At 64.7% G+C, this 21,497-nt stretch carries 24 protein-coding genes; 14 read left to right on the forward strand and 10 right to left on the reverse strand.

Annotated features, from left to right (window positions below; translation table 11 throughout):
- Positions 1 to 19 precede the first annotated feature (19 nt).
- The 11 genes from ABIA30_RS07725 (at position 20) to hypE (ending at position 11,044) form a co-directional block, all read left to right on the forward strand.
- Positions 20 to 1,816 carry a nickel-dependent hydrogenase large subunit gene (locus tag ABIA30_RS07725; protein ID WP_370063827.1) on the forward strand — a complete coding sequence of 599 codons (1,797 nt, stop codon included), beginning with the start codon at positions 20 to 22 and terminating at the stop codon, positions 1,814 to 1,816.
- Between the two features lie 3 nt (positions 1,817 to 1,819).
- Positions 1,820 to 2,770: a NifU family protein gene (locus ABIA30_RS07730; protein WP_370063829.1), complete on the forward strand. Its 951-nt coding sequence runs from the start codon at positions 1,820 to 1,822 to the stop codon at positions 2,768 to 2,770.
- The gene (locus ABIA30_RS07735; RefSeq protein ID WP_370063831.1) at positions 2,767 to 3,396 is read left to right on the forward strand and encodes a DUF5947 family protein; all 630 of its coding nucleotides are present in this window, start codon (positions 2,767 to 2,769) and stop codon (positions 3,394 to 3,396) included. The genes ABIA30_RS07730 and ABIA30_RS07735 overlap by 4 nt, the downstream gene beginning before the upstream one ends.
- Positions 3,393 to 4,037, forward strand: coding sequence for a DUF6084 family protein (locus ABIA30_RS07740; protein ID WP_370063833.1), 645 nt, complete (start codon positions 3,393 to 3,395; stop codon positions 4,035 to 4,037). Before ABIA30_RS07735 ends, ABIA30_RS07740 begins: the two co-directional genes overlap by 4 nt.
- A complete protein-coding gene (locus ABIA30_RS07745; protein WP_370063835.1) occupies positions 4,034 to 5,374 on the forward strand; it encodes a hypothetical protein in 1,341 nt (446 codons plus the stop codon). Before ABIA30_RS07740 ends, ABIA30_RS07745 begins: the two co-directional genes overlap by 4 nt.
- A gap of 75 nt (positions 5,375 to 5,449) precedes the next feature.
- Positions 5,450 to 5,977: a hydrogenase maturation protease gene (locus ABIA30_RS07750; RefSeq protein ID WP_370063837.1), complete on the forward strand. Its 528-nt coding sequence runs from the start codon at positions 5,450 to 5,452 to the stop codon at positions 5,975 to 5,977.
- Between the two features lie 3 nt (positions 5,978 to 5,980).
- A complete protein-coding gene (locus ABIA30_RS07755; protein WP_370063839.1) occupies positions 5,981 to 6,229 on the forward strand; it encodes a HypC/HybG/HupF family hydrogenase formation chaperone in 249 nt (82 codons plus the stop codon).
- Entirely contained in the window at positions 6,226 to 8,541 is a 2,316-nt protein-coding gene (gene hypF / locus ABIA30_RS07760; RefSeq protein WP_370063841.1) for a carbamoyltransferase HypF, read from the forward strand. Before ABIA30_RS07755 ends, hypF begins: the two co-directional genes overlap by 4 nt.
- A 16-nt stretch (positions 8,542 to 8,557) precedes the next feature.
- On the forward strand, positions 8,558 to 8,875 hold the full coding sequence (locus tag ABIA30_RS07765) for a HypC/HybG/HupF family hydrogenase formation chaperone (protein ID WP_370063843.1): 318 nt from the start codon (positions 8,558 to 8,560) through the stop codon (positions 8,873 to 8,875).
- Positions 8,872 to 9,972, forward strand: a complete 1,101-nt coding sequence (gene hypD, locus ABIA30_RS07770) for a hydrogenase formation protein HypD (RefSeq protein WP_370063845.1) — start codon at positions 8,872 to 8,874, stop codon at positions 9,970 to 9,972. The genes ABIA30_RS07765 and hypD overlap by 4 nt, the downstream gene beginning before the upstream one ends.
- On the forward strand, positions 9,965 to 11,044 hold the full coding sequence (gene hypE, locus ABIA30_RS07775) for a hydrogenase expression/formation protein HypE (protein ID WP_370063847.1): 1,080 nt from the start codon (positions 9,965 to 9,967) through the stop codon (positions 11,042 to 11,044). Before hypD ends, hypE begins: the two co-directional genes overlap by 8 nt.
- Here the strand turns inward: hypE and ABIA30_RS07780 are convergent.
- Positions 11,027 to 12,103, reverse strand: coding sequence for a 3-deoxy-7-phosphoheptulonate synthase (locus ABIA30_RS07780; RefSeq protein WP_370065436.1), 1,077 nt, complete (start codon positions 12,101 to 12,103; stop codon positions 11,027 to 11,029). The two genes, hypE and ABIA30_RS07780, sit on opposite strands and share 18 nt — an antisense overlap.
- 294 nt (positions 12,104 to 12,397) lie before the next feature.
- On the opposite strand from ABIA30_RS07780, the gene ABIA30_RS07785 reads away from it, so the two are divergent.
- Positions 12,398 to 12,850: an OsmC family protein gene (locus ABIA30_RS07785; RefSeq protein ID WP_370063849.1), complete on the forward strand. Its 453-nt coding sequence runs from the start codon at positions 12,398 to 12,400 to the stop codon at positions 12,848 to 12,850.
- 84 nt (positions 12,851 to 12,934) lie between these two features.
- Positions 12,935 to 13,126 carry a three-helix bundle dimerization domain-containing protein gene (locus ABIA30_RS07790; RefSeq protein WP_370063851.1) on the forward strand — a complete coding sequence of 64 codons (192 nt, stop codon included), beginning with the start codon at positions 12,935 to 12,937 and terminating at the stop codon, positions 13,124 to 13,126.
- A 71-nt stretch (positions 13,127 to 13,197) separates the two neighbouring features.
- On the opposite strand, the gene ABIA30_RS07795 is transcribed toward ABIA30_RS07790, so the two are convergent.
- Positions 13,198 to 14,694 carry a potassium/proton antiporter gene (locus ABIA30_RS07795; protein ID WP_370063853.1) on the reverse strand — a complete coding sequence of 499 codons (1,497 nt, stop codon included), beginning with the start codon at positions 14,692 to 14,694 and terminating at the stop codon, positions 13,198 to 13,200.
- A 100-nt stretch (positions 14,695 to 14,794) separates the two neighbouring features.
- Here ABIA30_RS07795 and ABIA30_RS07800 point away from each other — a divergent pair, with 100 nt between their 5' ends.
- Positions 14,795 to 15,463 (forward strand): TrkA family potassium uptake protein, encoded by a 669-nt coding sequence (locus ABIA30_RS07800; RefSeq protein ID WP_370063855.1) that lies wholly within the window; start codon positions 14,795 to 14,797, stop codon positions 15,461 to 15,463.
- A gap of 70 nt (positions 15,464 to 15,533) precedes the next feature.
- Here ABIA30_RS07800 and ABIA30_RS07805 read toward each other — a convergent pair whose 3' ends face one another.
- The 8 genes from ABIA30_RS07805 to ABIA30_RS07840 form a co-directional block, all read right to left on the reverse strand.
- A complete protein-coding gene (locus ABIA30_RS07805) occupies positions 15,534 to 16,634 on the reverse strand; it encodes a ferritin-like domain-containing protein (RefSeq protein WP_370063857.1) in 1,101 nt (366 codons plus the stop codon).
- A 50-nt stretch (positions 16,635 to 16,684) separates the two neighbouring features.
- A complete protein-coding gene (locus tag ABIA30_RS07810; RefSeq protein ID WP_370063859.1) occupies positions 16,685 to 17,287 on the reverse strand; it encodes a DNA-3-methyladenine glycosylase I in 603 nt (200 codons plus the stop codon).
- 8 nt (positions 17,288 to 17,295) lie between these two features.
- On the reverse strand, positions 17,296 to 17,949 hold the full coding sequence (locus ABIA30_RS07815) for an FMN-dependent NADH-azoreductase (RefSeq protein ID WP_370063861.1): 654 nt from the start codon (positions 17,947 to 17,949) through the stop codon (positions 17,296 to 17,298).
- 41 nt (positions 17,950 to 17,990) lie between these two features.
- Entirely contained in the window at positions 17,991 to 18,938 is a 948-nt protein-coding gene (locus ABIA30_RS07820) for an aldo/keto reductase (protein WP_370063863.1), read from the reverse strand.
- Between the two features lie 89 nt (positions 18,939 to 19,027).
- Positions 19,028 to 19,741: a cysteine hydrolase gene (locus ABIA30_RS07825; protein WP_370063865.1), complete on the reverse strand. Its 714-nt coding sequence runs from the start codon at positions 19,739 to 19,741 to the stop codon at positions 19,028 to 19,030.
- Positions 19,742 to 19,840: 99 nt separating this feature from the next.
- Entirely contained in the window at positions 19,841 to 20,431 is a 591-nt protein-coding gene (locus ABIA30_RS07830) for a TetR family transcriptional regulator C-terminal domain-containing protein (protein WP_370063866.1), read from the reverse strand.
- A gap of 83 nt (positions 20,432 to 20,514) precedes the next feature.
- Complete coding sequence (locus ABIA30_RS07835; protein ID WP_370063868.1) at positions 20,515 to 20,943, reverse strand: pyridoxamine 5'-phosphate oxidase family protein; 429 nt, start codon at positions 20,941 to 20,943, stop codon at positions 20,515 to 20,517.
- Positions 20,944 to 21,023: 80 nt separating this feature from the next.
- Positions 21,024 to 21,491, reverse strand: coding sequence for a cupin domain-containing protein (locus ABIA30_RS07840; RefSeq protein ID WP_370063870.1), 468 nt, complete (start codon positions 21,489 to 21,491; stop codon positions 21,024 to 21,026).
- Between the last annotated feature and the right edge of the window lie 6 nt (positions 21,492 to 21,497).

A 21,497-nucleotide genomic window follows, 5' to 3' on the forward strand; every position in this document is an offset into this window, starting at 1 on the left:
TTGCTAGGGAGCGAAGTCCATGACAACGATCATTCCGGAACCGTCCCACGTCAAACACGAGCCCGGCCAACTCGTCGAGATGGCCTGGGACCCGATAACCCGGATCGTCGGCAGCCTCGGCATCTACACCAAGATCGACTTCGAGAACCGCGAAGTGGTGGAATGCCACAGCACGTCGTCGATCTTCCGCGGCTATTCGATCTTCATGAAGGGCAAGGATCCGCGGGACGCGCACTTCATCACCAGCCGCATCTGCGGCATCTGTGGTGACAACCACGCCACCTGTTCGTGCTACTGCCAGAACATGGCCTACGGGGTCAAGCCGCCGCATCTGGGCGAATGGATCGTCAACCTCGGCGAGGCCGCGGAATACATGTTCGACCACAACATCTTTCAGGAGAACCTGGTCGGCGTCGACTACTGCGAGAAGATGGTCGCCGAGACCAACCCGACTGTGCTTGCCAAGGCCGAGACCACGCTGGCACCACACTCCGATGCCCACGGCTACCGGACCATCGCCGACATCATGCGCACGCTCAACCCGTTCACCGGCGAGTTCTACCGGGAAGCGCTACAGGTCAGCCGCTGGACGCGAGAGATGTTCTGTCTCATGGAAGGTCGCCACGTCCACCCGTCCACGCTGTATCCGGGCGGCGTCGGCACGGTGGCCACCGTCCAGCTGATGACCGACTACATGACCCGACTGATGCGCTATGTCGAGTTCATGAAGAAGGTCGTGCCCATGCACGACGACCTGTTCGACTTCTTCTACGAGGCCCTCCCGGGTTACGAGCAGGTCGGGCTACGTCGCACCCTGCTCGGCTGCTGGGGCTCGTTCCAGGATCCCGAGGTCTGCAACTTCGCCTACAAGGACATGGAGCGCTGGGGCAACGCGATGTTCGTCACCCCCGGTGTGGTCGTGGACGGCAAGCTGGTCACCCACTCGCTGGTGGATATCAACCTGGGCATCAGAATCCTTTTGGGCAGTTCGTATTACGACGACTGGACCGATCAGGAGATGTTCGTCAAGCAGGACCCCCTCGGCAACCCCATCGATCGCCGGCACCCGTGGAACCAGCACACCAACCCACATCCGCAGAAGCGGGACATGGACGACAAGTACAGCTGGGTCATGTCGCCGCGCTGGTTCGACGGCAAGGATCACCTGGCCCTCGATACCGGTGGCGGCCCGCTGGCCCGGCTGTGGTCCACCGCCCTGGCCGGCCTGGTCGATATCGGCTACGTGAAGTCGACTGGGCACAGTGTGCAGATCAACCTGCCCAAGACCATCCTGAAGGGCCCCGTCGAACTGGAATGGAACATCCCGACGCACGGTAGCAACACCATCGAGCGCAACCGTGCCCGCACCTACTTCCAGGCCTACGCGGCCGCCTGCGCACTGCATTTCGCGGAGAAGGCACTCGCCGAGATCCGCGCGGGCCGCACCAAGACGTGGGAGAAGTTCACGGTGCCCGATGAGGCCATCGGGTGCGGATTCACCGAAGCGGTACGCGGTGTGCTCAGCCATCACATGGTGATCCGGGACGGCAAGATCGCCAACTACCACCCCTATCCGCCGACGCCGTGGAATGCCAATCCCCGTGACAGTTATGGCACGCCCGGACCCTACGAGGATGCCGTGCAGGGTCAGCCGATCTTCGAGGAGAACGACCGGGAGCACTTCAAGGGCATCGACATCATGCGTACGGTGCGAAGTTTCGATCCGTGCCTGCCCTGCGGAGTGCACATGTACCTGGGTGGGGGAAAGACCTTGGAGCGATTGCACTCCCCAACGCAGTCCATCACCGGGGATTAGTCTGTGGGCGCGCCTGGCTTGTCACACTCCGAGGTAACCCAGGACGACGCACATTGGCGCACGGCGGGCGACCGGATACAGACGTTGCTCGACGCCAGTTCGGCGAGCGGGCCGCTGGCCCGCGAGCGGGCCGAGCTGTTGATCGGCGAGGTCACCGATCTGTATGGTGCTGCACTGCAACGTGTCATGCGACTGACAGTCGATGCGGCCCCGGCACTCTCGGAACGGTTCACCGCCGATGACCTGATCGCCAGCCTGCTGCTGGTGCACGGTCTGCACCCACACGACGCCAGACGGCGCATCGAGGACGCGCTGGACAAGGTCAGGCCCTACCTCGGTTCACATGGCGGCGACGTCGCCGTGCTCAGCGTTGCCGACGGTCCCGACGGCGCCGCTGTGCGGTTGCAGTTCTCGGGCAGTTGCAAGAGCTGCCCGTCGTCCGCAGTGACGCTGGAGCTCACGGTCGAGGACGCGATCCGCGCGGCCGCGCCGGAAGTCAGCACCATCGAGGTGGTCACGGCCGAACCCAAAACCGGGGTGATACCGGCGGAGTCGCTGCTGAGTCGGGTCCACCGCAACGACCACACTGGGTCGACCTGGCATCCCGTACCTGAGCTCGCCGACCTGAAACACACTGAGGTCGCCGGGTTTCGGGTGGCCGGCAGCACGGTGCTGACCTGCCGGCTCGGCGACAACTGGTTCGTCTACCGCGACCGGTGTGGACGTTGCGGGGAGTCGCTGGCCGGCGCCGCGCTGCACCGCCGCGTCGGGTCGGCCGACCCGGTGTTGCGCTGTCCCCGCTGTCACGCCCATTTCGACGTGGTGCACGCCGGCACCTGTGTCGACGACAATGCCACGGCAGCCGAACATCTCGAACCGCTGCCGGTGCTCGTCCGCGACGGCGTGCTGTCCATCGCGATGGAAGCCGCACCGACCACGGCCGGTGTGCCATGACCGATGCCTATGACGTGCTGGCGCGTATCCGAGCCGGACGGGCCGCGCCCGCGGCTGCCGGCGAACGGTGCGAGATGTGCTCGGAGCAGATCGCCGAGGAGCACCAGCACGTGGTGAATGTCGAAGGCCGACAACTGATGTGCGTCTGCCGCGGCTGCTACCTGCTGTTCACCGACGTCGATGCGGCGCTGCGCTACCGCGCCGTCCCGGATCGGTACCTGGCCTTCCCCGAATTCGCCCTCAGCCGCCGCGATTGGGAGCGGCTGCAGATCCCGGTTGGCCTGGCCTTCTTCTTCCGCAACTCCATCCTCGGCCGCACGCTCGCCTTCTATCCGGGTCCGGCCGGCGCCACCGAATCCGAGTTGGACCTACGCATCTGGGACGACATCCGGGTCGCGGACCCGCGCATCGACATGCTCATCGACGACACCGAAGCGCTGATCCTGCGGGTAACAGAAGACGCGGGCCCCATCGAATGTCATCTGGTGCCCATCGATGCCTGCTACGAGCTCGTGGGCCGGCTGCGGACGCTCTGGCGCGGCTTCGACGGCGGGCAGCAGGTCCACGAGTTCATCGACGAATTCTTCGGTGCGATCAGCCAGCGCAGCAAGGTGGTGGCGCCATGACCGAGGTAACCTTCGCCGTACTCGACGTACTCCCCCAGCCCTACGCGGTGGCACCGATGCTCACCGCACGGGTCGGAATCGCAGCGGTCGGCGATGATCCGGTGCACGCCATCGCATTGCGCGCCCAGGTCCGCATCGAACCGTTGCACCACGGCTACACCGACGACGAGGCGGCAGCGCTGCTCGACCTGTTCGGTACCCGCGACCGATGGAGCACCACCCAACACACCTTCCTGTGGCAACACACCGGGGTCATGGTGCCGGGTTTCACCGGTGCCACCCAGGTCGAGCTGCCCCTGGCGTGCACATACGACTTCGAAGTCACGGCTACCAAGTTCTTCCACGCCCTGCGCGACGGCAACATCCCACTGCAATTCCTGTTCAGTGGAACCGTTTTCACCGCTGGGCAAAGCGGCTTCGCCGTCAGCCCGGTGCCCTGGGATCGAGAGGATCACTATGACATGCCGGTCTCGGTGTGGCGCGATCTCGTCGAATTGCACTTCCCGCATACCGGTTGGATCCGGTTGCACCACAACACCATCGACGCACTTGCCGACTACAAGACCCGGCACGCGTTGCTCGGGCTCGACGACGCCGTAACGGCGTTGCTGGTCGCGCAGGGGGCGGAGGACCTCCGATGACCGCCGGGTGGGAGCAGGCCAAGGCCGTTGCCGATGCGGTACTCTACGAGGGCTATCTGCTTTATCCGTATCGGGCCACGTCGGGAAAGAACCAGTCCCGCTGGCAGTTCGGTGTGCTCGGCCCGCAGCAGGCAGCCGAACTCGGACTCGGCGAGGACCACCACTTGTCGGCTCAACTACTGGTAAGCCCGGGTCCCGACACGGCACTGAAGATCGTGGTCCGGTTCCTGCAGTTGCAACACCGCGCAGTGCAACGACTCACCGAAAACGGGTTCGAAGCCGTCCGCGAGCTGACCATGGCCGGCCGAACCTGGCTCACCTGGGACGAGGCCACCGAACGCGAACTGTCGTTCGGTCCGTTCTGCGAATCGGAGCTGGCCACGGCGCAGACGGTGCCGATCTCCGTCGCCGGAGGCACCGACGTCGAGACCGTGGACGGTGGCCGGTTGGTCCGGACCCGCGAAGAGTTGCACGCCGAGCTGACGGTGCGCTCCGAGCCCGATGACGGCCTGCTGCGCGTCAGCCTGGAAGTACGCAATACCGCTGCGACACCTACGGATAAGAACATCGCGATCGCTCGTTCGCTGATCGGTACCCACCTGATCATGGAAGTCACCGGCGGTGAGTTCGTGTCGCTGCTGGAACCGCCGGATTCGGCAGCCGGCGCGGTGAGCCGCTGCCGGCAGCATCGCTGTTTCCCGGTGCTGGCTGGTGCGCCGGGCAACACCACGCTGATGCTGGTCTCGCCGATCATCCTGTATGACCACCCGCAGATCGCCGAACAGAGCGATGGCGCACTCTTCGACTCGACCGAGATCGATGAGATCCTGACGTTGCGTGTGATGACGATGACCGATGAGGAGAAGGCGCAGGCCCGGGCCACCGATCCGCGCGCCGCGCAGATCATCAACCGCTGCGACGCGATGTCCCCGGAGGCGCTGCTGAATCTGCATGGGGTGCTGCGCAATCCACATGCCGGCGCCGAAACCCGACCGCTGATACCGGAGATCCCCGAAGGCATCGACTGGTGGGATCCACTGGTGGACAGCGCAGTTGCCCCGGACGTCGACGCGGTACTGGTGAACGGGGTGCGGGTGAGTCGCGACAGCCGGGTCCGCCTGCATCCTTGCAGGCGGGCTGACGCGCAGGACCTTTTCTACGCCGACAAGATCGCGCGGGTCACCTGCGTGCACGAGACGGTCGATGGCGACCAGCAAATCGGCGTCGTCCTCGAGGATGACCCGGCCGCCGAATTGCACGACTGGTACGGCCGGTATCTGTACTTCGCACCCGACGAAGTCGAACCGTTGAGTGAAGGGAAATCACAATGGAAGTAGTGGGTTGGATTGCCGTTGTCGTAGTCGCGGTAGTGGTTGTCGGCGGAGGCGTCGTCGGTATCCGCTCCATCCCGGATGCGCGACGTTACCTGCGCATGCGGCGAATGTGATGGAGGCAGCACCACGCAACGGATTCTGGTAGCCGGCATCGGCAACATCTTCCTCGGTGACGATGGCTTCGGCCCCGAGGTGCTCCGGTACGTCGGTTCAACGGAGCCGGGTGTCCAACTGATGGACTACGGCATCCGGGGTATGCACCTCGCCTACGACCTGCTCGCCGAGTGGGATGCGCTGGTGCTCGTCGACGCGCTCCCTCCTCGGGGCGCGCCGGGCACCCTGCACGTCTTCGAGGCCGATCACCAATCTCTCACGGCGGCAGTTGGTCTAGATGCCCACGCGATGGATCCTGCAACAGTTTTCGCCAGCCTCAATGCACTCGGCGGAGCCGCCCCCTACACGGTCGTCGTGGGCTGCGAGGTGGCCGATGTCGAGGAACGTATGGGACTGTCCGAAGCCGTGTCCGCCGCGGTCCCGGCCGCCGCCCGCGCCGTCGAAAGCGTCGTCGCGGACCTGCGCAACCGCACCCCGGCCCGGGAGGGCTGACCGATGTGCCTGGGCATACCGGGACAGGTCATCCGGATGCTGGACGGCTACGGCGACCAGCTCGCACTCGTCGACGTGGCCGGCGAACCGCGCAAAGTGAATATCGGGATGCTTCCCGAGGAGACGTTCAGCGCCGGCGACTGGGTGATCATCCACATGGGCTTCGCCGTCGAAAAGACCGACGCAGCGGGGGCAGCGGCAGCACTGGACGGTTTGAAACTGATCGGCAGCGGCGACGGAGCAGAGCCATGACGCGCCGACGACTACGCATCTGTGTGCACGGCGTCGTCCAGGGGGTCGGCTTCCGGCCGTTCGTCTACACGAGCGCCGCGGCGCTCGGGTTGAGTGGGTCGGTGCGCAACGACAGCTCTGGGGCGATCGTCGAAGTCGAAGGTGACACCGCCGCCATCGGGGACTTCCTGGACCGGTTGAAGGACCGCCCGCCGCCGCTTGCCGTCATCGAATCTGTTCAGAAACAAGATATTCCGCTGCGGGGCGGTACCGGATTCGTCATCACCGACACCTCACGCTCGGCGGGCGGTCGCACCCTGGCCTCTCCCGATGTCGCGATGTGCGGTGACTGCGCAGCAGAGCAGCGCGATCCGGGCAACCGGCGGTACCGACACCCCTTCGTCAACTGCACGAACTGTGGGCCCCGCTTCACCATCATCGCGTCACTGCCCTATGACCGGGCCTGCACCACCATGGCCGAATTCCCGATGTGCCCCGAATGCGCGCGCGAATACGCCGACCCGGCCGACCGCCGGTTCCACGCACAACCCGTGTGTTGCCCGCGATGCGGGCCCACGCTGAGTTTTCGGGACCACGGCGCTCAGGACATCGACGGCGAGGCCGGTCTGCAGCTGGCACGGAAACTGTTGCGCGAAGGCGGAATTCTCGCTGTCAAGGGCATCGGCGGGTATCACCTCGCCTGCGATGCCACCAACGGGTCGGCGGTGGCGACGCTCCGTCGGCGCAAGCGTCGCCGCGCCAAGCCGTTCGCGGTGATGGTTCCCGACCTGGTGACCGCACACGACATCGCCGACGTAAACGAGCCCGAAGCGCAGCTGCTCTCCGGTATCCAACGACCAATTGTGCTGCTCACCAGGCGAACACCCACGCCGATATCCGATCTCGTTGCGCCGCATATCCCAGATATCGGCATCATGCTGGCCTACACACCGTTGCACTCACTGCTCTTCGGGCTGGCGGGTGACGAGCCGGGGCCCGCGGTACTGGTGATGACGTCGGGAAACCTTGGCGGCGAACCGATCTGTTTCACCGACGCCGATGCGCTGGATCGTCTCGCACCACTGGCCGACGGCTGGCTGCTGCACGACCGGGCGATCCTGGTGCCGTGTGACGACTCGGTAGTGCGGATGCTCGACCTCGGCGGTGCCGAGAATCGGACCGGGGCCATCGAGATGCCCATTCGCCGGTCCCGTGGCTACGCACCGCTCCCGGTGGCGTTGCCGGCGCCGGTGCCGCCGACGCTGGCGGTAGGGGCAGATCTGAAGAACACCCTGGCCGTCGGGGAGGGTAAGTACGCGTGGCTCAGCCAGCACATCGGTGATATGGACGACCTGGCGACCCTGTCCGCGTTCGACGCAGCCCAACAGCACCTGCAGGAGCTGACCGGAGTGGTCCCCGAGAATCTCGTCGCCGATGCCCATCCCGGCTACCGGTCCACCGCATGGGCGCACCGCAACGCCGACGGACGGCCGATCCGAACCGTGCAGCACCACCATGCCCACATCGCCGCCGTGATGGCCGAACATGGCCTCGATGGCAGCCGCCAGGTTCTCGGATTCGCCTTCGACGGAACGGGTTACGGTCCCGACGGTGCGATCTGGGGCGGCGAGGTATTGCTCGCCGATTACAAGGGCTACCGGCGGGTGGCGCAGCTGCGTTATGCACCGCTGGCCGGAGGCGATGTCAGCGTGTTGCGGCCGTATCGCATGGCGCTCGCGCACCTATGGGCCGCCGGTCTGCCCTGGGATGACGACCTACCGCCGCTGCGGGCCTGCCCGGACAACGAACGCGCAGTCCTGAGCCATCAGTTGCAGACCGGGCTCGGGTGCGTGCCGACCTCCAGTATGGGCCGGCTCTTCGACGCAGTGGCCGCACTGGCCGGGGCGCGACAGACTGTCGACTACGAAGCCCAAGCCGCCATCGAACTGGAGGGCATATCGCGCGGCATAGATTGCGGCACCAGGACTTACACATTCGGTATCACGGCGGGCGGTCCGGTGCTGGTCGAGCCTGCGCCAGTACTCGCCGCCGTCATCGACGACCTGCGCATCGATGTTCCACTCGGTGTGATCGGAGCGCGGTTTCACCGGGCGGTGGCCGACCTCGTCGTGCACTTGGCCGAGCTCGAGTCGAAAACGACCGATTCATCCGTCGTCGCGTTGTCCGGAGGTGTGTTTCAGAACGCACTGCTCTTGGGGCTGGCATTGAGCGGCCTGCACGCCAAGGGTTTTGAAGTGATCACCCACCACCACGTCCCGCCCAACGACGGGGGTATCGCGCTCGGCCAACTGCTGGTGGGCAATTCAATCTGAGGTAAGGAGTACTCCCATGTGTTTGGCAGTTCCGGGAAAGATCCTGAGTCTGGCCGAGCGTGACGGCACCCTGATGTCGGTGGTCGACTTCGGCGGCATCCAGAAAGACGTCTGCCTGCAGTACATCCCCGATGCGACGGTCGGCGAATACGTCGTCGTGCACGTGGGATTCGCCATCCAACGACTCGACGAAGAGTCAGCGATGAAGACATTGGCCGAGTTCGAACACCTCGGCGTGCTCAATGAGGAATTCGGCGACGGCTTCGCGATCGCGGCGCGACAAGCCGGACTGGCCGCGCCGGCAAGCAACGGGACAACCGAGGTGACACCATGAAGTACCTGGATGAATTCAGCAACCCCGAACTGGCGGGCAAGCTCGTCGACCAGATCCGGGCAGCCACCAGCAGACGCTGGGCGATCATGGAAGTATGTGGCGGACAGACGCATTCGATCATCCGCCACGGTATCGACCAGCTGCTGCCCGACGAGATCGAGATGATCCACGGCCCGGGTTGCCCGGTCTGTGTGACGCCGTTGGAAATGATCGACAAGGCACTCGAGATCGCCTGCCGGCCCGAGGTGATCTTCTGCTCCTTCGGCGATATGTTGCGGGTGCCGGGCAGTTCGAAGGACCTGTTCCGGATAAAGAGCGAAGGCGGTGACGTCCGGGTCGTGTACTCACCACTGGATGCACTGACGATTGCGCGCGACAACCCGGAACGGCAAGTGGTGTTCTTCGGCATCGGGTTCGAGACCACCGCGCCCGCCAATGCGATGACGGTGTATCAGGCGAAACGACTTGGCATCAAGAACTTTTCACTGTTGGTGTCACACGTTCTGGTGCCACCGGCGATCGCCGCCATCATGGAGTCGCCGACGTGCCGGGTACAGGCGTTCCTGGCCGCGGGGCACGTGTGCTGCGTAATGGGAACCGACGAATATCCGGCGCTGACCGAGAAGTACCGAATTCCCATCGTGGTCACCGGATTCGAGCCGCTGGACATCCTGGAAGGCATCCGGCGCACGGTGATTCAGCTGGAGGCCGGCCGGCACGAGTTGGAGAACGCCTACCCCAGGGCCGTGCAGGCGGAGGGCAACACCGCGGCCAAGGCGATGTTGCAGGACGTCTTCGAAGTCACCGACCGCTCCTGGCGCGGTATCGGCATGATCCCGGCCAGCGGGTGGCGGCTGTCCCCCGCATACCGCGACTTCGACGCCGAATACCGGTTCTCGGTCACCGGAATTCACACCGCGGAGTCGGCGGTGTGCCGGTCCGGCGAGGTGCTGCAGGGCATGATCAAGCCGCACGAATGCGCGGCGTTCGGCAAGGAATGCACGCCGCGTAATCCGTTGGGCGCGACGATGGTCTCCTCGGAGGGCGCCTGCGCCGCTTACTACCTCTACCGCCGACTCGAGGTGACACATGCCTGAGTCAGCAGCCGACAACGGTGCCACCATCGACATCGAGTCGTGGGTCTGCCCTGCGCCGCTGCGCGACGCACCGAACATCGTGATGGGCCATGGCGGCGGCGGGGCGATGTCGGCCGAATTGATCGAGCACCTGTTCCTGCCTGCCTACGGCCCGGCAGCCGAGGCCGGGATGGGCGACTCGGCCGTGGTCGAGGTCGGTGGTGTGCGGTTGGCGTTCTCCACCGATTCGTTCGTGGTCAAGCCGTTGACGTTCCCCGGTGGCACGATCGGTGACCTGGCGGTCAACGGCACCATCAACGATCTCGCGATGGCGGGTGCGCAGCCGCTGGCACTGTCGACGGCATTCATCCTCGAGGAGGGCACCGCTCTGCAGGAGATCGCGCACGTGGCGCACGCCGTCGGGACGGCCGCCCTGGCTGCCGGAGTCAAGCTGGTGACCGGTGACACCAAAGTGGTCGATTCAGGTCACGGCGATGGCGTGTTCATCAACACCACCGGGATCGGCATAGTCGATCCTCGAGCCGATATCCGTCCGCAGCGGGCCACGCCCGGTGATGTCGTGATCGTCAGCGGCGACATCGGCGTGCACGGCGTGGCAGTGATGAGCTGTCGTGAGGGATTGGCGTTCGCGACCACGGTGGCCAGCGATACCGCACCCCTGCACGGACTGGTGGCCGCCATGATCGACACCGGTGCCGACCTCCATGTTCTGCGTGATCCCACGCGCGGCGGGGTGGCCGCCACGCTCAACGAGATCGCGAAGACCGCGCAGGTCGGGGTGGCGCTGGACGAGCGCAGCTTCCCGATCCCGGCGGAGGTACGCGACGCGTGCGGGTTACTGGGACTGGACCCGCTGCAGGTGGCCAACGAGGGCAAGCTGTTGGCCTTCGTCCCCGCGGCCGACGCCGATCGCGTGCTGGCCGCGATGCGCAGTCACCCGCTCGGCGCCCGGGCTACGGTGATCGGCCACTGTGTCGCCGAACACCGCGGCATGGTGGTGGCACGGACTGCGCTCGGTGGCACCCGAGTGGTGGACCTGCCCATCGGCGAACAGCTACCTCGGATCTGCTGAGTCCGACGACGGCCCGGCCAGGCCGCGCAACACCAGATCAGTTGTGGCCCAATCCATGCACTTGTCGGTCACCGACTGCCCGTAGGTCAACGGCCGCGCCTCGGGGGCCTGCGCACCGGCGACCAGGAAGCTCTCCAACATCACCCCGCTGATCGGGAGCCCGTCGCGCACCAACTGCGCCACCTCGCCGGCCACCACCGCCTGGCGGACATGGTCCTTACCGGAATTGGCGTGGCTGCAATCGATCACGATGCGATCAGGCAGCCCGGCCTTGGTCAGCGCGGCCGCCGCCGCGCACACCGACTCGGCATCGTAGTTGGGCCCATCGGTGCCGCCGCGCAGAATCACGTGGCAGTCCGCGTTTCCGACGGTGCTCACCACCGCACCCCGGCCGAGATCGTCCAGCCCGAAGAAAACATGTTCGGCGGCAGCGGCTTTCACGCCGTCGATGGCCACCTGGACATTGCCGTCGGTGCCGTTCTTGAAACCGACCGGCATCGACAGTCCCGACGCCAGCTGACGGTGCACCTGAGATTCGGTGGTGCGAGCACCGATCGCGCCCCACGCCACCGCATCGGCGATGTACTGCGGACTGGTCGGCTCCAGGAATTCACACCCCACCGGCAAGCCGATGTCGATGATGTCGAGCAGCAGTTGCCGGGCCGTGCGCAGGCCGCGGGCCACGTCGAAGGTGCCGTCCATGCCTGGATCGTTGATCAAGCCTTTCCACCCGGTGGTGGTGCGCGGCTTCTCGAAGTACACCCGCATCACGATCTTGAGTCGGCCGGAGAGTTCGTCGGCCACCTTGACCAGTCGGCGGGCGTAGTCGAGCGCCGCAGCCGGGTCGTGTACCGAGCACGGGCCCACCACGACCAGCAGCCGGTCGTCGCGGCCGGCGAGGATGTCGGCAATCTCGTCGCGGTCGCGGGCCACCCGTTGGGCTCTGTGCGCATCCAACGGGAATTCGGCCAGCACCTCGTGCGGGCTGGGGATCGTGCCGTAACTGCGGATCCGCCGATTCGACGTGGCGGGTGCCGTCTCGAGCTGGGCCAGATTCATGGTCACGTGCCTTTCTGGGTAACAGGCACCTGCGCGAAGGTCCGGTGCCCTTGAATGACAAAAGGCAGCGACCATGTCGGTCACTGCCTGGGCTCCGGGTGGATGCGTGCTTAGTTCAGCGCGTTATCGGCTCCGCCCGGAGCCTGGATAAAGCGCCAATAGCCGGCACACACACCGATGTTCACGTCGGCCAGCTTATACCGCGTGGCCAAGTGCGCCACAACCGGCCGCCGACCTCGATACCCTGATGGCGTTTTGCCCCGGTCTCGGCTTCGCACCCTCAAGGAGAGTGGAATGACAACACAACCCGACGCAACGCCATCCGAGGGCACGGTCACCGTCACGGAGGCCGGCACAGGAACCTACACGCAGGAGATCATCGCCGGGCGGCACCGGCTGACCGCCGACGAGCCGCGCCCGGTCGGCGAGGACGCCGGGCCGAACCCCTACGACCTGCTATTGGCGGCGCTGGGGGCATGCACCTCGATGACGGTGCGCATGTACGCGGACCGCAAAGACCTGCCGCTTGAGCAGGTACGAGTCACGTTGCGGCACTCGCGGATTCACGCAAAGGACTGCGCGGACTGCGAAACCAGCCAGGGCATGATCGACCACATCGACCGCAACATCGAGCTCACCGGCGACCTTGATGAGGTCCAGCGGCAACGGTTGTTGGACATCGCCGAACGCTGCCCCGTCCACCGGACGCTGACCTCCGAAGTCCACGTCACCACCTCCTTGATATGACGGCCGAATAACCCACCCGCGCTTGCCGAAAACTCGGAATGCATTCAGTTGACACGCGTCAACGCTGACGTGATGCTGTCAGGAATGAGCAAACCTTCGGAGCAGGCAGTGCGGGCCGAAATCGAAAACAGGCTCTGCCTCGAATTTCCTCATGCCACCCCAAGCGCCATCAGCGAATTCGTGGATCAGGCGTATGCACGCTTCGCTTCCAGTCGAATCCGCGATTTCGTTCCCCTGTTCGTGGAGAAGGACGTTCGGCGTCAGCTGTCGCGTTAGTCACTCTCGAGGGTGCTGACGTCCGCCGTCACAACCGTCGAGATCTGTTGCGTCGCACACATAGTCGGAGCTCAGTCCGGTTCACCGTATTCGTCGAACCAGTACGCCAATTTGCCGCGGCGACTCACTGCACGCAGCCGGCGTTCGGTGGCCTCGCGGGTCGTGCTGGTGCTCACGATGAGTAGCTCGTCACCGGCCTCGATGCGGGTATCCGGTTGCGGCACAAAGGTATTACCCTTGCGGATGATCAGGGTGATCACGCTGGGATCGGGCAGCCGCAGTTCCAGCACCGTCACGTTGTGGAGCCGCGACTGCGGTAGCACCGTCAGGGTCAACAGTTCCGCGTCGAGCACATCCAGCGGCGCCGATTCCACTTGGACCTCACGGGTGATGTCGCGGCGGATCAAGCCCAGCCGGTGCGCGACCGGCTTGAGGCTGGGCCCTTGGATGAGGGTGAAGACCACCACAAGCACGAACACGATGTTGAGCAGCCGCTGACTGTCGGGCACACCGGTGACGATCGGGTAGGTGGCCAGCACGATCGGCACGGCGCCACGCAGACCCGCCCAGGACAGGAAGACCTGCTCGCGCCAGGGCACCCGGAACCCGATCAACGAAATGACCACCGACAGCGGTCTGGCCAACAGCAGCAGGACGAGGCCGACCACGACGGCCGGCACCAGGTCGTCGCCGAGTTCACGCGGCGTGACCAACAGCCCGAGCAGAACGAACAGCCCGATCTGCGCCAGCCAACCAAGGCCTTCGGCGAAGGATCGGGTGGCCGCGCGGTGCGGCAGTCCGGAATTCGCCAGCACCAGGCCGGTCAGGTAGGCCGCGAGGAAGCCGCTGGCGTGCACCACGCCGGACGCGGCGAACGCCACCATGCCGAGACCGAAGGTGGCGAGCGGATACAGACCCGATGCCGGCAGCGCGATACGGCGCAGGGTGACGGCGCCGAGATAGCCGCACAGCAAGCCGATCGCGGCGCCTGCCAGCAGTTCGTAGACCAGGCTGATCAGCGCCTCCCCCGCCTCGAAGTGCAGGGGAACCGCGCTGAATATCAACACCAGGATGACCGCGGGCGCGTCGTTCAGCCCGGACTCTGCCTCCAGCAGCCCGCCCAGGCGCCGGGGCAGCGGCAGCACCCGCAGCACCGAGAACACCGCCGCGGCGTCCGTCGACGAGACGATGGCGCCGAGCAACAGCGCAAGTTGCCAGTTGACGCCGAGCAGCAAGTTCGCCCCGGCAGCCGTGATCACCATGCTGATCGCCACGCCGAGGGTGGCCATCACCCCGGCCGGCGCCAGACTCTTGCGCACATCGCTGAACTGGGTGGTGAGGCCACCTTCGATCAGGATGATCGTCAGGGCGGCCGTACCCAGATCTTGAACCAAAGCGACATCGTCGAACTTCAAGCCCAGGCCGTTCTCGCCGAGCACCACGCCGACGCCAAGGAACAGCAGCAGACTGGGCAGGCCCACGCGGGTCGCCAATCGAGTGGCCACGATGCTGGCCAACAACACCAGCGCGCCGGCCAGCAGCACCCGGTATAGCTGGTCCAGAGTCATCAGCCCCCCGTTCCGATCTGCGGCCGTAGGCCAATGTATCCGGCCGGTGGGTGAGAATGGCGGCGTGGACATCGGTTCACCCGGCAGGAAGGAAGCATGAATGCGCGTGGCGATCGCCGGTGCCGGCGCGGTCGGTCGTTCGGTGGCGCAGGAACTCCTCGACAACGGCCACAAGGTTCTGCTGATCGAGAACGACATTCGCAAGTACGAGCCGCAGACGGTGCCCGTGGCCGACTGGCTCCTCGCCGACGCGTGTGAGCTGGCTTCGCTCGAAGAATGCGGCATGGAGCTGTGCGATGTCGTGATCGCCGCAACCGGCGATGACAAGGCGAACCTCGCGATGGCACTGCTGGCCAAGAGTGAGTTCGGGGTGCCGCGGGTGGTCGCACGGGTCAACAACGCGAGCAACGAATGGCTGTTCACCGAAGCCTGGGGTGTCGACGTCGCGGTGTCGACCCCGCATGCCATGGCCGCGGGCGTGGAGGGCGCCTTCGACGTCGGCCATCTGGTGCGTTTGATGGGGCTGCGGCAAGGTCACGCCAACCTCACGAAATTCACGCTGCCCCAGGGCAGTCCGCTGATCGGGCGCACGTTCGGCGAGCTGACGCTGCCGTCGAACACACTGCTGGTCACGGTGCAGCGCGGGCCCAGGATCATCGTGCCCAAGCCCGACGACCGGTTCGAAGATGGCGACGAATTACTGTTCGTCGCAGACGAATCCGTGGACGACGACATCCGCGCGTTCATCCATGGCGAGACGGAATCCTGACGGCGTCGACCGTGTGGCCTGTGCACAAAATTCGACAAGAATCCGTGCACAGCCCTCGCACACGGGGAAGCTAGCTCGCACCTTTCGCGATCACCTGGTCCACCTCGAGAGCCCGGGCCGACATTTCCGCGTGTGCTCGGTCCAGCGCCTCAGCCTGATCCTCGTCAGCCTTCATCAGGTTCTCGATGTCGAAGCCGGCCATATCGATGACACCCATGTCGGCAAAGGCCTTCTGCACCCCCTCGCCCCACAACCCAATGTCCTTGACGATCGGCACAATTCGGCTGAACAGATGCGAGCGGAACTGGATCATCATCGGCGACGTGTCGACCCAGTCGGCGCAGGCCTTGACATCCAGACCGAGGGTTTCGAAAACCTCCTCGCCGCGGAACCGGTCGCGCATCAGGTAGCAGGCATCCACGACGAACTCTTCACGCTCGCCCCGCTCGACTTCGGTCAGCTCGGAGTAGTAGTCCTTCAACGAGATTCGACCGAAGGCGACGTGCCGGGCCTCATCTTGCATCACGTAGGCCAGTACCTGCTTGGCCAGCGAGCCGGGCGCCGCCATGTCGCGCAGCACGCCGAAGGCCGCGAGTGCGAGCCCTTCGATGAGAACCTGCATACCGAGGTAAGGCATATCCCAGCGGGAGTCGCGCAGCGTGTCACCCAGCAGTGCGGTCAAGTTCGTGTTGATCGGATAGACGAGGCCGACCTTGTCCCGCAAGAACCGTCCGAACGCCTCGACATGCCGGGCCTCGTCCATGGTCTGGGTGGCCGCGTAGAACTTCGAGTCCAGGTCCGGGACGACCTCGACGATTTTCGCCGCGCACACCATCGCACCCTGCTCACCATGCAGGAACTGCGAGAACTGCCAGGACTGGAAGTGGTGGCGCATCTCGGCCTGACGCGCTTCGTCTGCGGCTTCCCACATCGGGCTGCCGAACAGCGGATGGAACTGGTCGGGCAGCCCGATCGGATTCATCGGGTCGACATCCTGCGTCCAATCGATGCGCGACTGCGCGTCCCACTGCTTGTCTTTTCCCTTCTGGTACAGGGACAGGAGCCGGGCCCGCCCGTCGTCGTACTCCCAGGTGAAGCGCGCATCGCCGGCGCTTGGGACCTCCCACGAGTACGGCGCGGGCACCTCGGTGTACATGTCCTTCGTGGTCATGAGCCGACCCTCCTACTCGACGTGACCCGTATCACACTGCTCGCGTGTGGCTACGTGGTCAATGCCGAGGCCCGGAAGCAACCTTCGAAATGACCGTTTTCGATCCCGACGGTCTGGATGAACGAGTGCGCCACGACCGGTCCGACCATCTGAAACCCGACTTCCCGCAATGCCGCCGAAAGTCGGTCGGACTCCGGGCTGGTCATCCGGCCGTCGGCCCAGCTCCGTAGTCGATGGTGCTGACGCGGTCGGTGCTGCCAGGACAGTTCCGCGAGCGAGTATTTCGCCAACAGACGTGCATTGTGCACGGTGGCCTCGATCTTCCGCCGATTCCGAATGATGCTGGCATCAGCCATCATTCGCTCGATATCGGCATGGTTCGTGGCGGCCACGGCGGCCGGCACGAATCCCCGGAATGCCCTGCGTAGGTCATGGCGCTTGTCGTACACCGTCGCCCACGACAGTCCGTTCTCGAAATACGTCAACGCCAACGCCTCGAACAATGCGGCTTCGTCGCGGGTCGGAACGCCCCATTCCTGGTCGTGATAGCCGATCAGATCCCGGCCCGTCTCCGTGGCCCACCAGCACCGCGCGACGCCGTCGGAGCCGGTGACCACCGGCGGCGCCGTTGGTGGCATTCCGACGCCGGCCATCGCTTTCATTACCCGGCCCGGCGCCAGACGCGGCCGTGAGCTGCCGCGAGTCGTGCCGCATCGTCGAGTGCCTTCTGCAGGTCGCCGGCCGGATCCGGCGTCAGCATCGACGGCTGGAAGCGCACTTCGTCGATCTGGTGTATCCCGGCTTGGTTGAGCCACATTCGGAGATAGCCGGCATGGTGGTCCACCCCGAATGCCGGCTCGGGGACGCCCTGTGCGTAGACACCGGACGTCAGCGCCAGAGTTGCGTGCTTGTCCTTGAGCAATCCGGTATAGCCGGACCGAGGATCCAGACTCCAAAGCATCCCAGGCTGATGCACCAGGTCGATGTAATGCTTGAGCCGATACGGGATTCCCGAGTTCCACATCGGCGACGCGATGAGATACCGATCTGCTGAGATGAAGCGCGAGGTGATCGCCACGATCTCATCCCAGGCGCTCTGTCCGGTGCCGTCTTGGGCCGCACCTTTGATCACATTCATCTTGGCGGCCGCCTTGTCGCCGTCGAACGCCGGAAGTACCTCATCCCACAGATCGAGGGTGTCGATGTCGAGGTCTGGCATTGCGGTACTCAACGCGTCCAAATACGCGGTGGCGAGCTGAATCGACTTCGAATCGCCCTTGCGCGGAGAGGCTTGGATGTAGAGCAACTTCGTCATGGCTGCACTCCTTGTCCTGGTTCTTTCCCTAGTTCCAAAGCTCAACGGCCAGAGGGAACTTCGGCGAATCCTGGTTCTCCCCCGTCGACAACGGAATTGAACCGGTAGCGGGTGTCCAACCGCTCGCTGATTTCTCGGATCGCGCCATCGGGAAGCGCAGTGACATCGAAGTTCTCGGCGATTCGCTTGGGCGTGACGGATGCGGTGAGGACGGCGCTGCCGCGCTGGATACCCCAGGCCAGCAGCACCTGAGCCGGCGTCTTTCCGAACTGCTGCGCCAACGACACGATGAGCGGGTCGTCGAGCAGTCGCGGTTCCAGCGCGTGCCCCAAGGAGGCAAAGGCCAACAGGACGATGCCCTCCGACTGGCACAACTCATGCAGATCCCACTGCGGGTGATACGGATGCGACTCCACCTCCACGACCGCCGGCTTGATACGCGCGGAATCGACGACCGCCCGGGCCGCTTCGGCACTGATGTCCGAAAGGCCTATTGCGCCAACCAAACCCGCATCGACGAGGTTCTCCATCGCACCCCAGGTTTCCGCCAACGTGACTCCGTCGTCGTAGATGACAGCACCGTCCGGATGACGAGGGTCCTGATCATCGCCGGGCTGAAACGCGAACGGGGTATGCACCAGATACAGATCGACGCTGTCCAGTCCGAGCCTGTCCAGGCTGGCCTGCAGCGCGGGCCTGACCCGTTCCGGGCGATGGTTGTTGTTCCACAGCTTGGTGGTGATGAACAGGTCGTCGCGGCGCACGATCCCGTTCGCGAACAGTTCCTTCAGCGCCGTTCCGACCAGTGCTTCGTTGCGGTACCGTTCGGCCGCGTCGAGATGACGGAAGCCCACTTCGACGGCGGCCTTGACCGCGTCCACCGTCTTGCTGTTGTCCGATAGTGAGGTACCGAACCCGAGGGCCGGAATCTTGCCGCGGCCGTTGTTCAGCAGAAATCTGCGTTGCTTCAGATCGTCTTTGAGTGTCATGGCCTGGATCTCCTTGATGATGAATTCTGGTTTGTGGGTGGATCGCCGAATGCGCTCGGGCGCAATATTTTTCGGGGTCGCGGCGTCGGTCAGGGCACGCTCCCCTCAAGATTGGCAACCGCCTGGTCCGTGGTCCAGACCGCGCTGGCAAGAAACCGGAAATTCACCAAGGCGGCCAAATACCCGTCACCCTCTGGCAGGCGCGGACCGGCCGTCGCGTCCTTGACCACGACCACCTCGAAGCCCTGCTCGACCAGCTCGCGCAGATGACCCTCGACGCACAGGTTGGCGGCCATCCCCGCGAGGACCACCTGCGTCACACTCCGCTTCCGCAATTGCAGCACAAGATCATTCGACTCCGGTCCGACGATCTTGTGCGGTGAGGTGATCACGGTGCGCCCGTCGTGGATGTGGCGCCGATAGGCGGGCAGGAAGTCCGCGCCGGAGCCGGCGAAGCCATCCATCGTGTACGCACCGGCCCGGGAGAACATGCCGACGCCGCCCATGAACTGTTCGAGCGGATCACCGAACCGCCACTGCTTGTCCGTCGGATAGAAGTAGTGCGGCGATACCGCGACAGTGACCCCCGCCCGCTTCGCAGCGTCGAACAGTTCGCCGATATGCGCGACGGTGTTGTTCTCGTCGATGCTTTCGCCGAACACCGGCCACGACGCTCCATCAGGACTGAGGAAGTCGATCTGCGGATCGGTGATGACCAGCGCGACGTGCGCGCGGTCGAGCACAAAACCCGAGCTCGGCAATGCGGGATGCTGCGGTTCGGAGTAACTGGCCGGATCCGTCATGGGTAGCCCTTGCGATCGGTGTGCGGTTGACTTTATTAATATAGATGACCGGTCGTCTATAAATCAAGAGCTGTCGAGACCTCGGCCGAATGATTCAGGTCACCGCAGCAGTGCCGGCAGCGTGACCGTCTCGAATCGCTCGTAGGGTGCGCGACTGCGAGTCACCTTCCCCCGCAGGGCGGCACCCTCCCAAGCCTCGATCAACACAGATGCCAACTCCGCCGAACTCAGGTCCGCGCCGATGTCACCGGACCGACCCTGCCCGGATCGCACGCACCCGGCAAGCGCGTCGTCCCACCTGCCCAGGATGCGGGTGAGTTCGGCACGGACGGGCTCGCTGGAACCTCCGAGCTCCAGCGACATGTTCCCGACCAGGCACCCGAGCAGAAAGTCGGCCGCCTCGTGTTCGTCGGCGAGCGCATGAAAGAAGCGCGTGATGCGTTCCTGCGCCAATCCGTCGGCGTCCAGCAGCGGCAGTATCCGCGTCTCGATATCGGACCAATAGTGTTCGAGGATCGCCGCGGCGAAAGCTTCCTTGCTAGGAAAATAGGCGTAGAACGATCCCTTCGGCACACCGGCCGCGTCAGTGATGTCCTTGACTCCGCTCGCAGCGAATCCATGCGCATGCACCAGGTTGAGCCCCGCAGCCAGTAGACGGCGGCGCACCTCGGGATTGGACGGGCGTGGCATGCCACAATGTTAGCCGACCGGTCACCTATCTACAGTGGTCGCGCTGAAGGACTGGTGGCAGCGCCCACAGACAGTCCGAACGACTAGATCTCGTCCGAGAAGTCGGCGGTGATCCACCGGTCCGGCCGAACGGTGAACAGCACGCTTTCAGCACCCATACCGCGGACGAACTCGCGACCCGCCTGCTCGCCGAGGTATCGGATTGCGATGGCCTCCCGGACATCCAGCGGCGCGGGTTTGGTGGTGTCGACGACCGTACCCTCGACAACCACGTACTGATATGGAAGATCCTCGCGCTGAACGACGAGAGTCACCACGCCCGCCCGTTCGATCAGCTTGGCCTTGCGCCCCGCAGCGCCGGTGTTGATCAGGATGTCGCCACCCGGCTCGTAGCCGTACCAGATCGGCACGCTGGCCGGCGGACGGCCTCCAATGGCGTCAACGGACAAGATGGCCACATGCTTTGCCGCCAAGAACGCTTGGCTCTCGGCGTCGGTAAATGCTTTGGGCATAGCTGTGCGAACCTCCTGGTTTCAGTCCCTATTCCCGGTGAATGCTGCGGAGAACAGGCGCTTTTCGAACACGTGCGCGGTCAGCGCGGCGGGCCGAGAATGATCTGCCCGAACTTGTCCGCTCCCTCAGCCATCCGTGCAGGTGAGATCTCGAAACCGTCCGGGCGCGGCGTGGCCTTGTCGCGACCGGTATACCGGAACATGCCCTCGATTCCCGCGGGTGTGTTGATCATGAGTAGATCGGCCTTCTTGGACGTGATCCGATATGCGTGCGGAATGTTCTTGGGCAAGAAGACAATCCCGCCTTCCGACAACTCCATCTCCTGGTCGTCCAACCAGAGCAACGCAGTCCCCTTGATCAGCATGAAGACCTCATCCTCACGCGTGTGCTTGTGATACGGGGGTGCTTCGCCTTCGCTGACATCGAAGCGCCCGACCATCAACTGGCCATTGGTGACCTTGCCGTCGAGCAGGATCGCCAGCGTTCCGCCATCGAGCCATTCCAATTGCTGCTGCTGGTCCGGTTGCGCCAGGTATGCCATGCTCATGCGCCA

Origin of the sequence: Mycobacterium sp. MAA66 (assembly GCF_041261665.1) — a bacterium.
GTDB lineage: Bacteria > Actinomycetota > Actinomycetes > Mycobacteriales > Mycobacteriaceae > Mycobacterium.

Bases quoted from the DNA above. Each gene is read 5' to 3' on its own strand.
- ABIA30_RS07755 (WP_370063839.1), top strand. From the start codon at position 5,981: ATGTGCCTGGGCATACCGGGACAGGTCATCCGGATGCTGGACGGCTAC.
- ABIA30_RS07815 (WP_370063861.1), bottom strand. From the start codon at position 17,949: ATGACGAAGTTGCTCTACATCCAAGCCTCTCCGCGCAAGGGCGATTCG.
- ABIA30_RS07725 (WP_370063827.1), top strand. From the start codon at position 20: ATGACAACGATCATTCCGGAACCGTCCCACGTCAAACACGAGCCCGGC.
- ABIA30_RS07795 (WP_370063853.1), bottom strand. From the start codon at position 14,694: ATGACTCTGGACCAGCTATACCGGGTGCTGCTGGCCGGCGCGCTGGTG.
- ABIA30_RS07825 (WP_370063865.1), bottom strand. From the start codon at position 19,741: ATGACGGATCCGGCCAGTTACTCCGAACCGCAGCATCCCGCATTGCCG.
- hypD (WP_370063845.1), top strand. From the start codon at position 8,872: ATGAAGTACCTGGATGAATTCAGCAACCCCGAACTGGCGGGCAAGCTC.
- ABIA30_RS07810 (WP_370063859.1), bottom strand. From the start codon at position 17,287: ATGGCCGGCGTCGGAATGCCACCAACGGCGCCGCCGGTGGTCACCGGC.
- ABIA30_RS07780 (WP_370065436.1), bottom strand. From the start codon at position 12,103: ATGAATCTGGCCCAGCTCGAGACGGCACCCGCCACGTCGAATCGGCGG.
- ABIA30_RS07820 (WP_370063863.1), bottom strand. From the start codon at position 18,938: ATGACACTCAAAGACGATCTGAAGCAACGCAGATTTCTGCTGAACAAC.
- hypE (WP_370063847.1), top strand. From the start codon at position 9,965: ATGCCTGAGTCAGCAGCCGACAACGGTGCCACCATCGACATCGAGTCG.
- ABIA30_RS07785 (WP_370063849.1), top strand. From the start codon at position 12,398: ATGACAACACAACCCGACGCAACGCCATCCGAGGGCACGGTCACCGTC.
- ABIA30_RS07790 (WP_370063851.1), top strand. From the start codon at position 12,935: ATGAGCAAACCTTCGGAGCAGGCAGTGCGGGCCGAAATCGAAAACAGG.
- ABIA30_RS07840 (WP_370063870.1), bottom strand. From the start codon at position 21,491: ATGAGCATGGCATACCTGGCGCAACCGGACCAGCAGCAGCAATTGGAA.
- ABIA30_RS07805 (WP_370063857.1), bottom strand. From the start codon at position 16,634: ATGACCACGAAGGACATGTACACCGAGGTGCCCGCGCCGTACTCGTGG.
- ABIA30_RS07735 (WP_370063831.1), top strand. From the start codon at position 2,767: ATGACCGATGCCTATGACGTGCTGGCGCGTATCCGAGCCGGACGGGCC.
- ABIA30_RS07745 (WP_370063835.1), top strand. From the start codon at position 4,034: ATGACCGCCGGGTGGGAGCAGGCCAAGGCCGTTGCCGATGCGGTACTC.
- ABIA30_RS07765 (WP_370063843.1), top strand. From the start codon at position 8,558: ATGTGTTTGGCAGTTCCGGGAAAGATCCTGAGTCTGGCCGAGCGTGAC.
- ABIA30_RS07800 (WP_370063855.1), top strand. From the start codon at position 14,795: ATGCGCGTGGCGATCGCCGGTGCCGGCGCGGTCGGTCGTTCGGTGGCG.
- ABIA30_RS07835 (WP_370063868.1), bottom strand. From the start codon at position 20,943: ATGCCCAAAGCATTTACCGACGCCGAGAGCCAAGCGTTCTTGGCGGCA.
- ABIA30_RS07740 (WP_370063833.1), top strand. From the start codon at position 3,393: ATGACCGAGGTAACCTTCGCCGTACTCGACGTACTCCCCCAGCCCTAC.
- hypF (WP_370063841.1), top strand. From the start codon at position 6,226: ATGACGCGCCGACGACTACGCATCTGTGTGCACGGCGTCGTCCAGGGG.
- ABIA30_RS07750 (WP_370063837.1), top strand. From the start codon at position 5,450: ATGCGCGACGTTACCTGCGCATGCGGCGAATGTGATGGAGGCAGCACC.
- ABIA30_RS07830 (WP_370063866.1), bottom strand. From the start codon at position 20,431: ATGCCACGCCCGTCCAATCCCGAGGTGCGCCGCCGTCTACTGGCTGCG.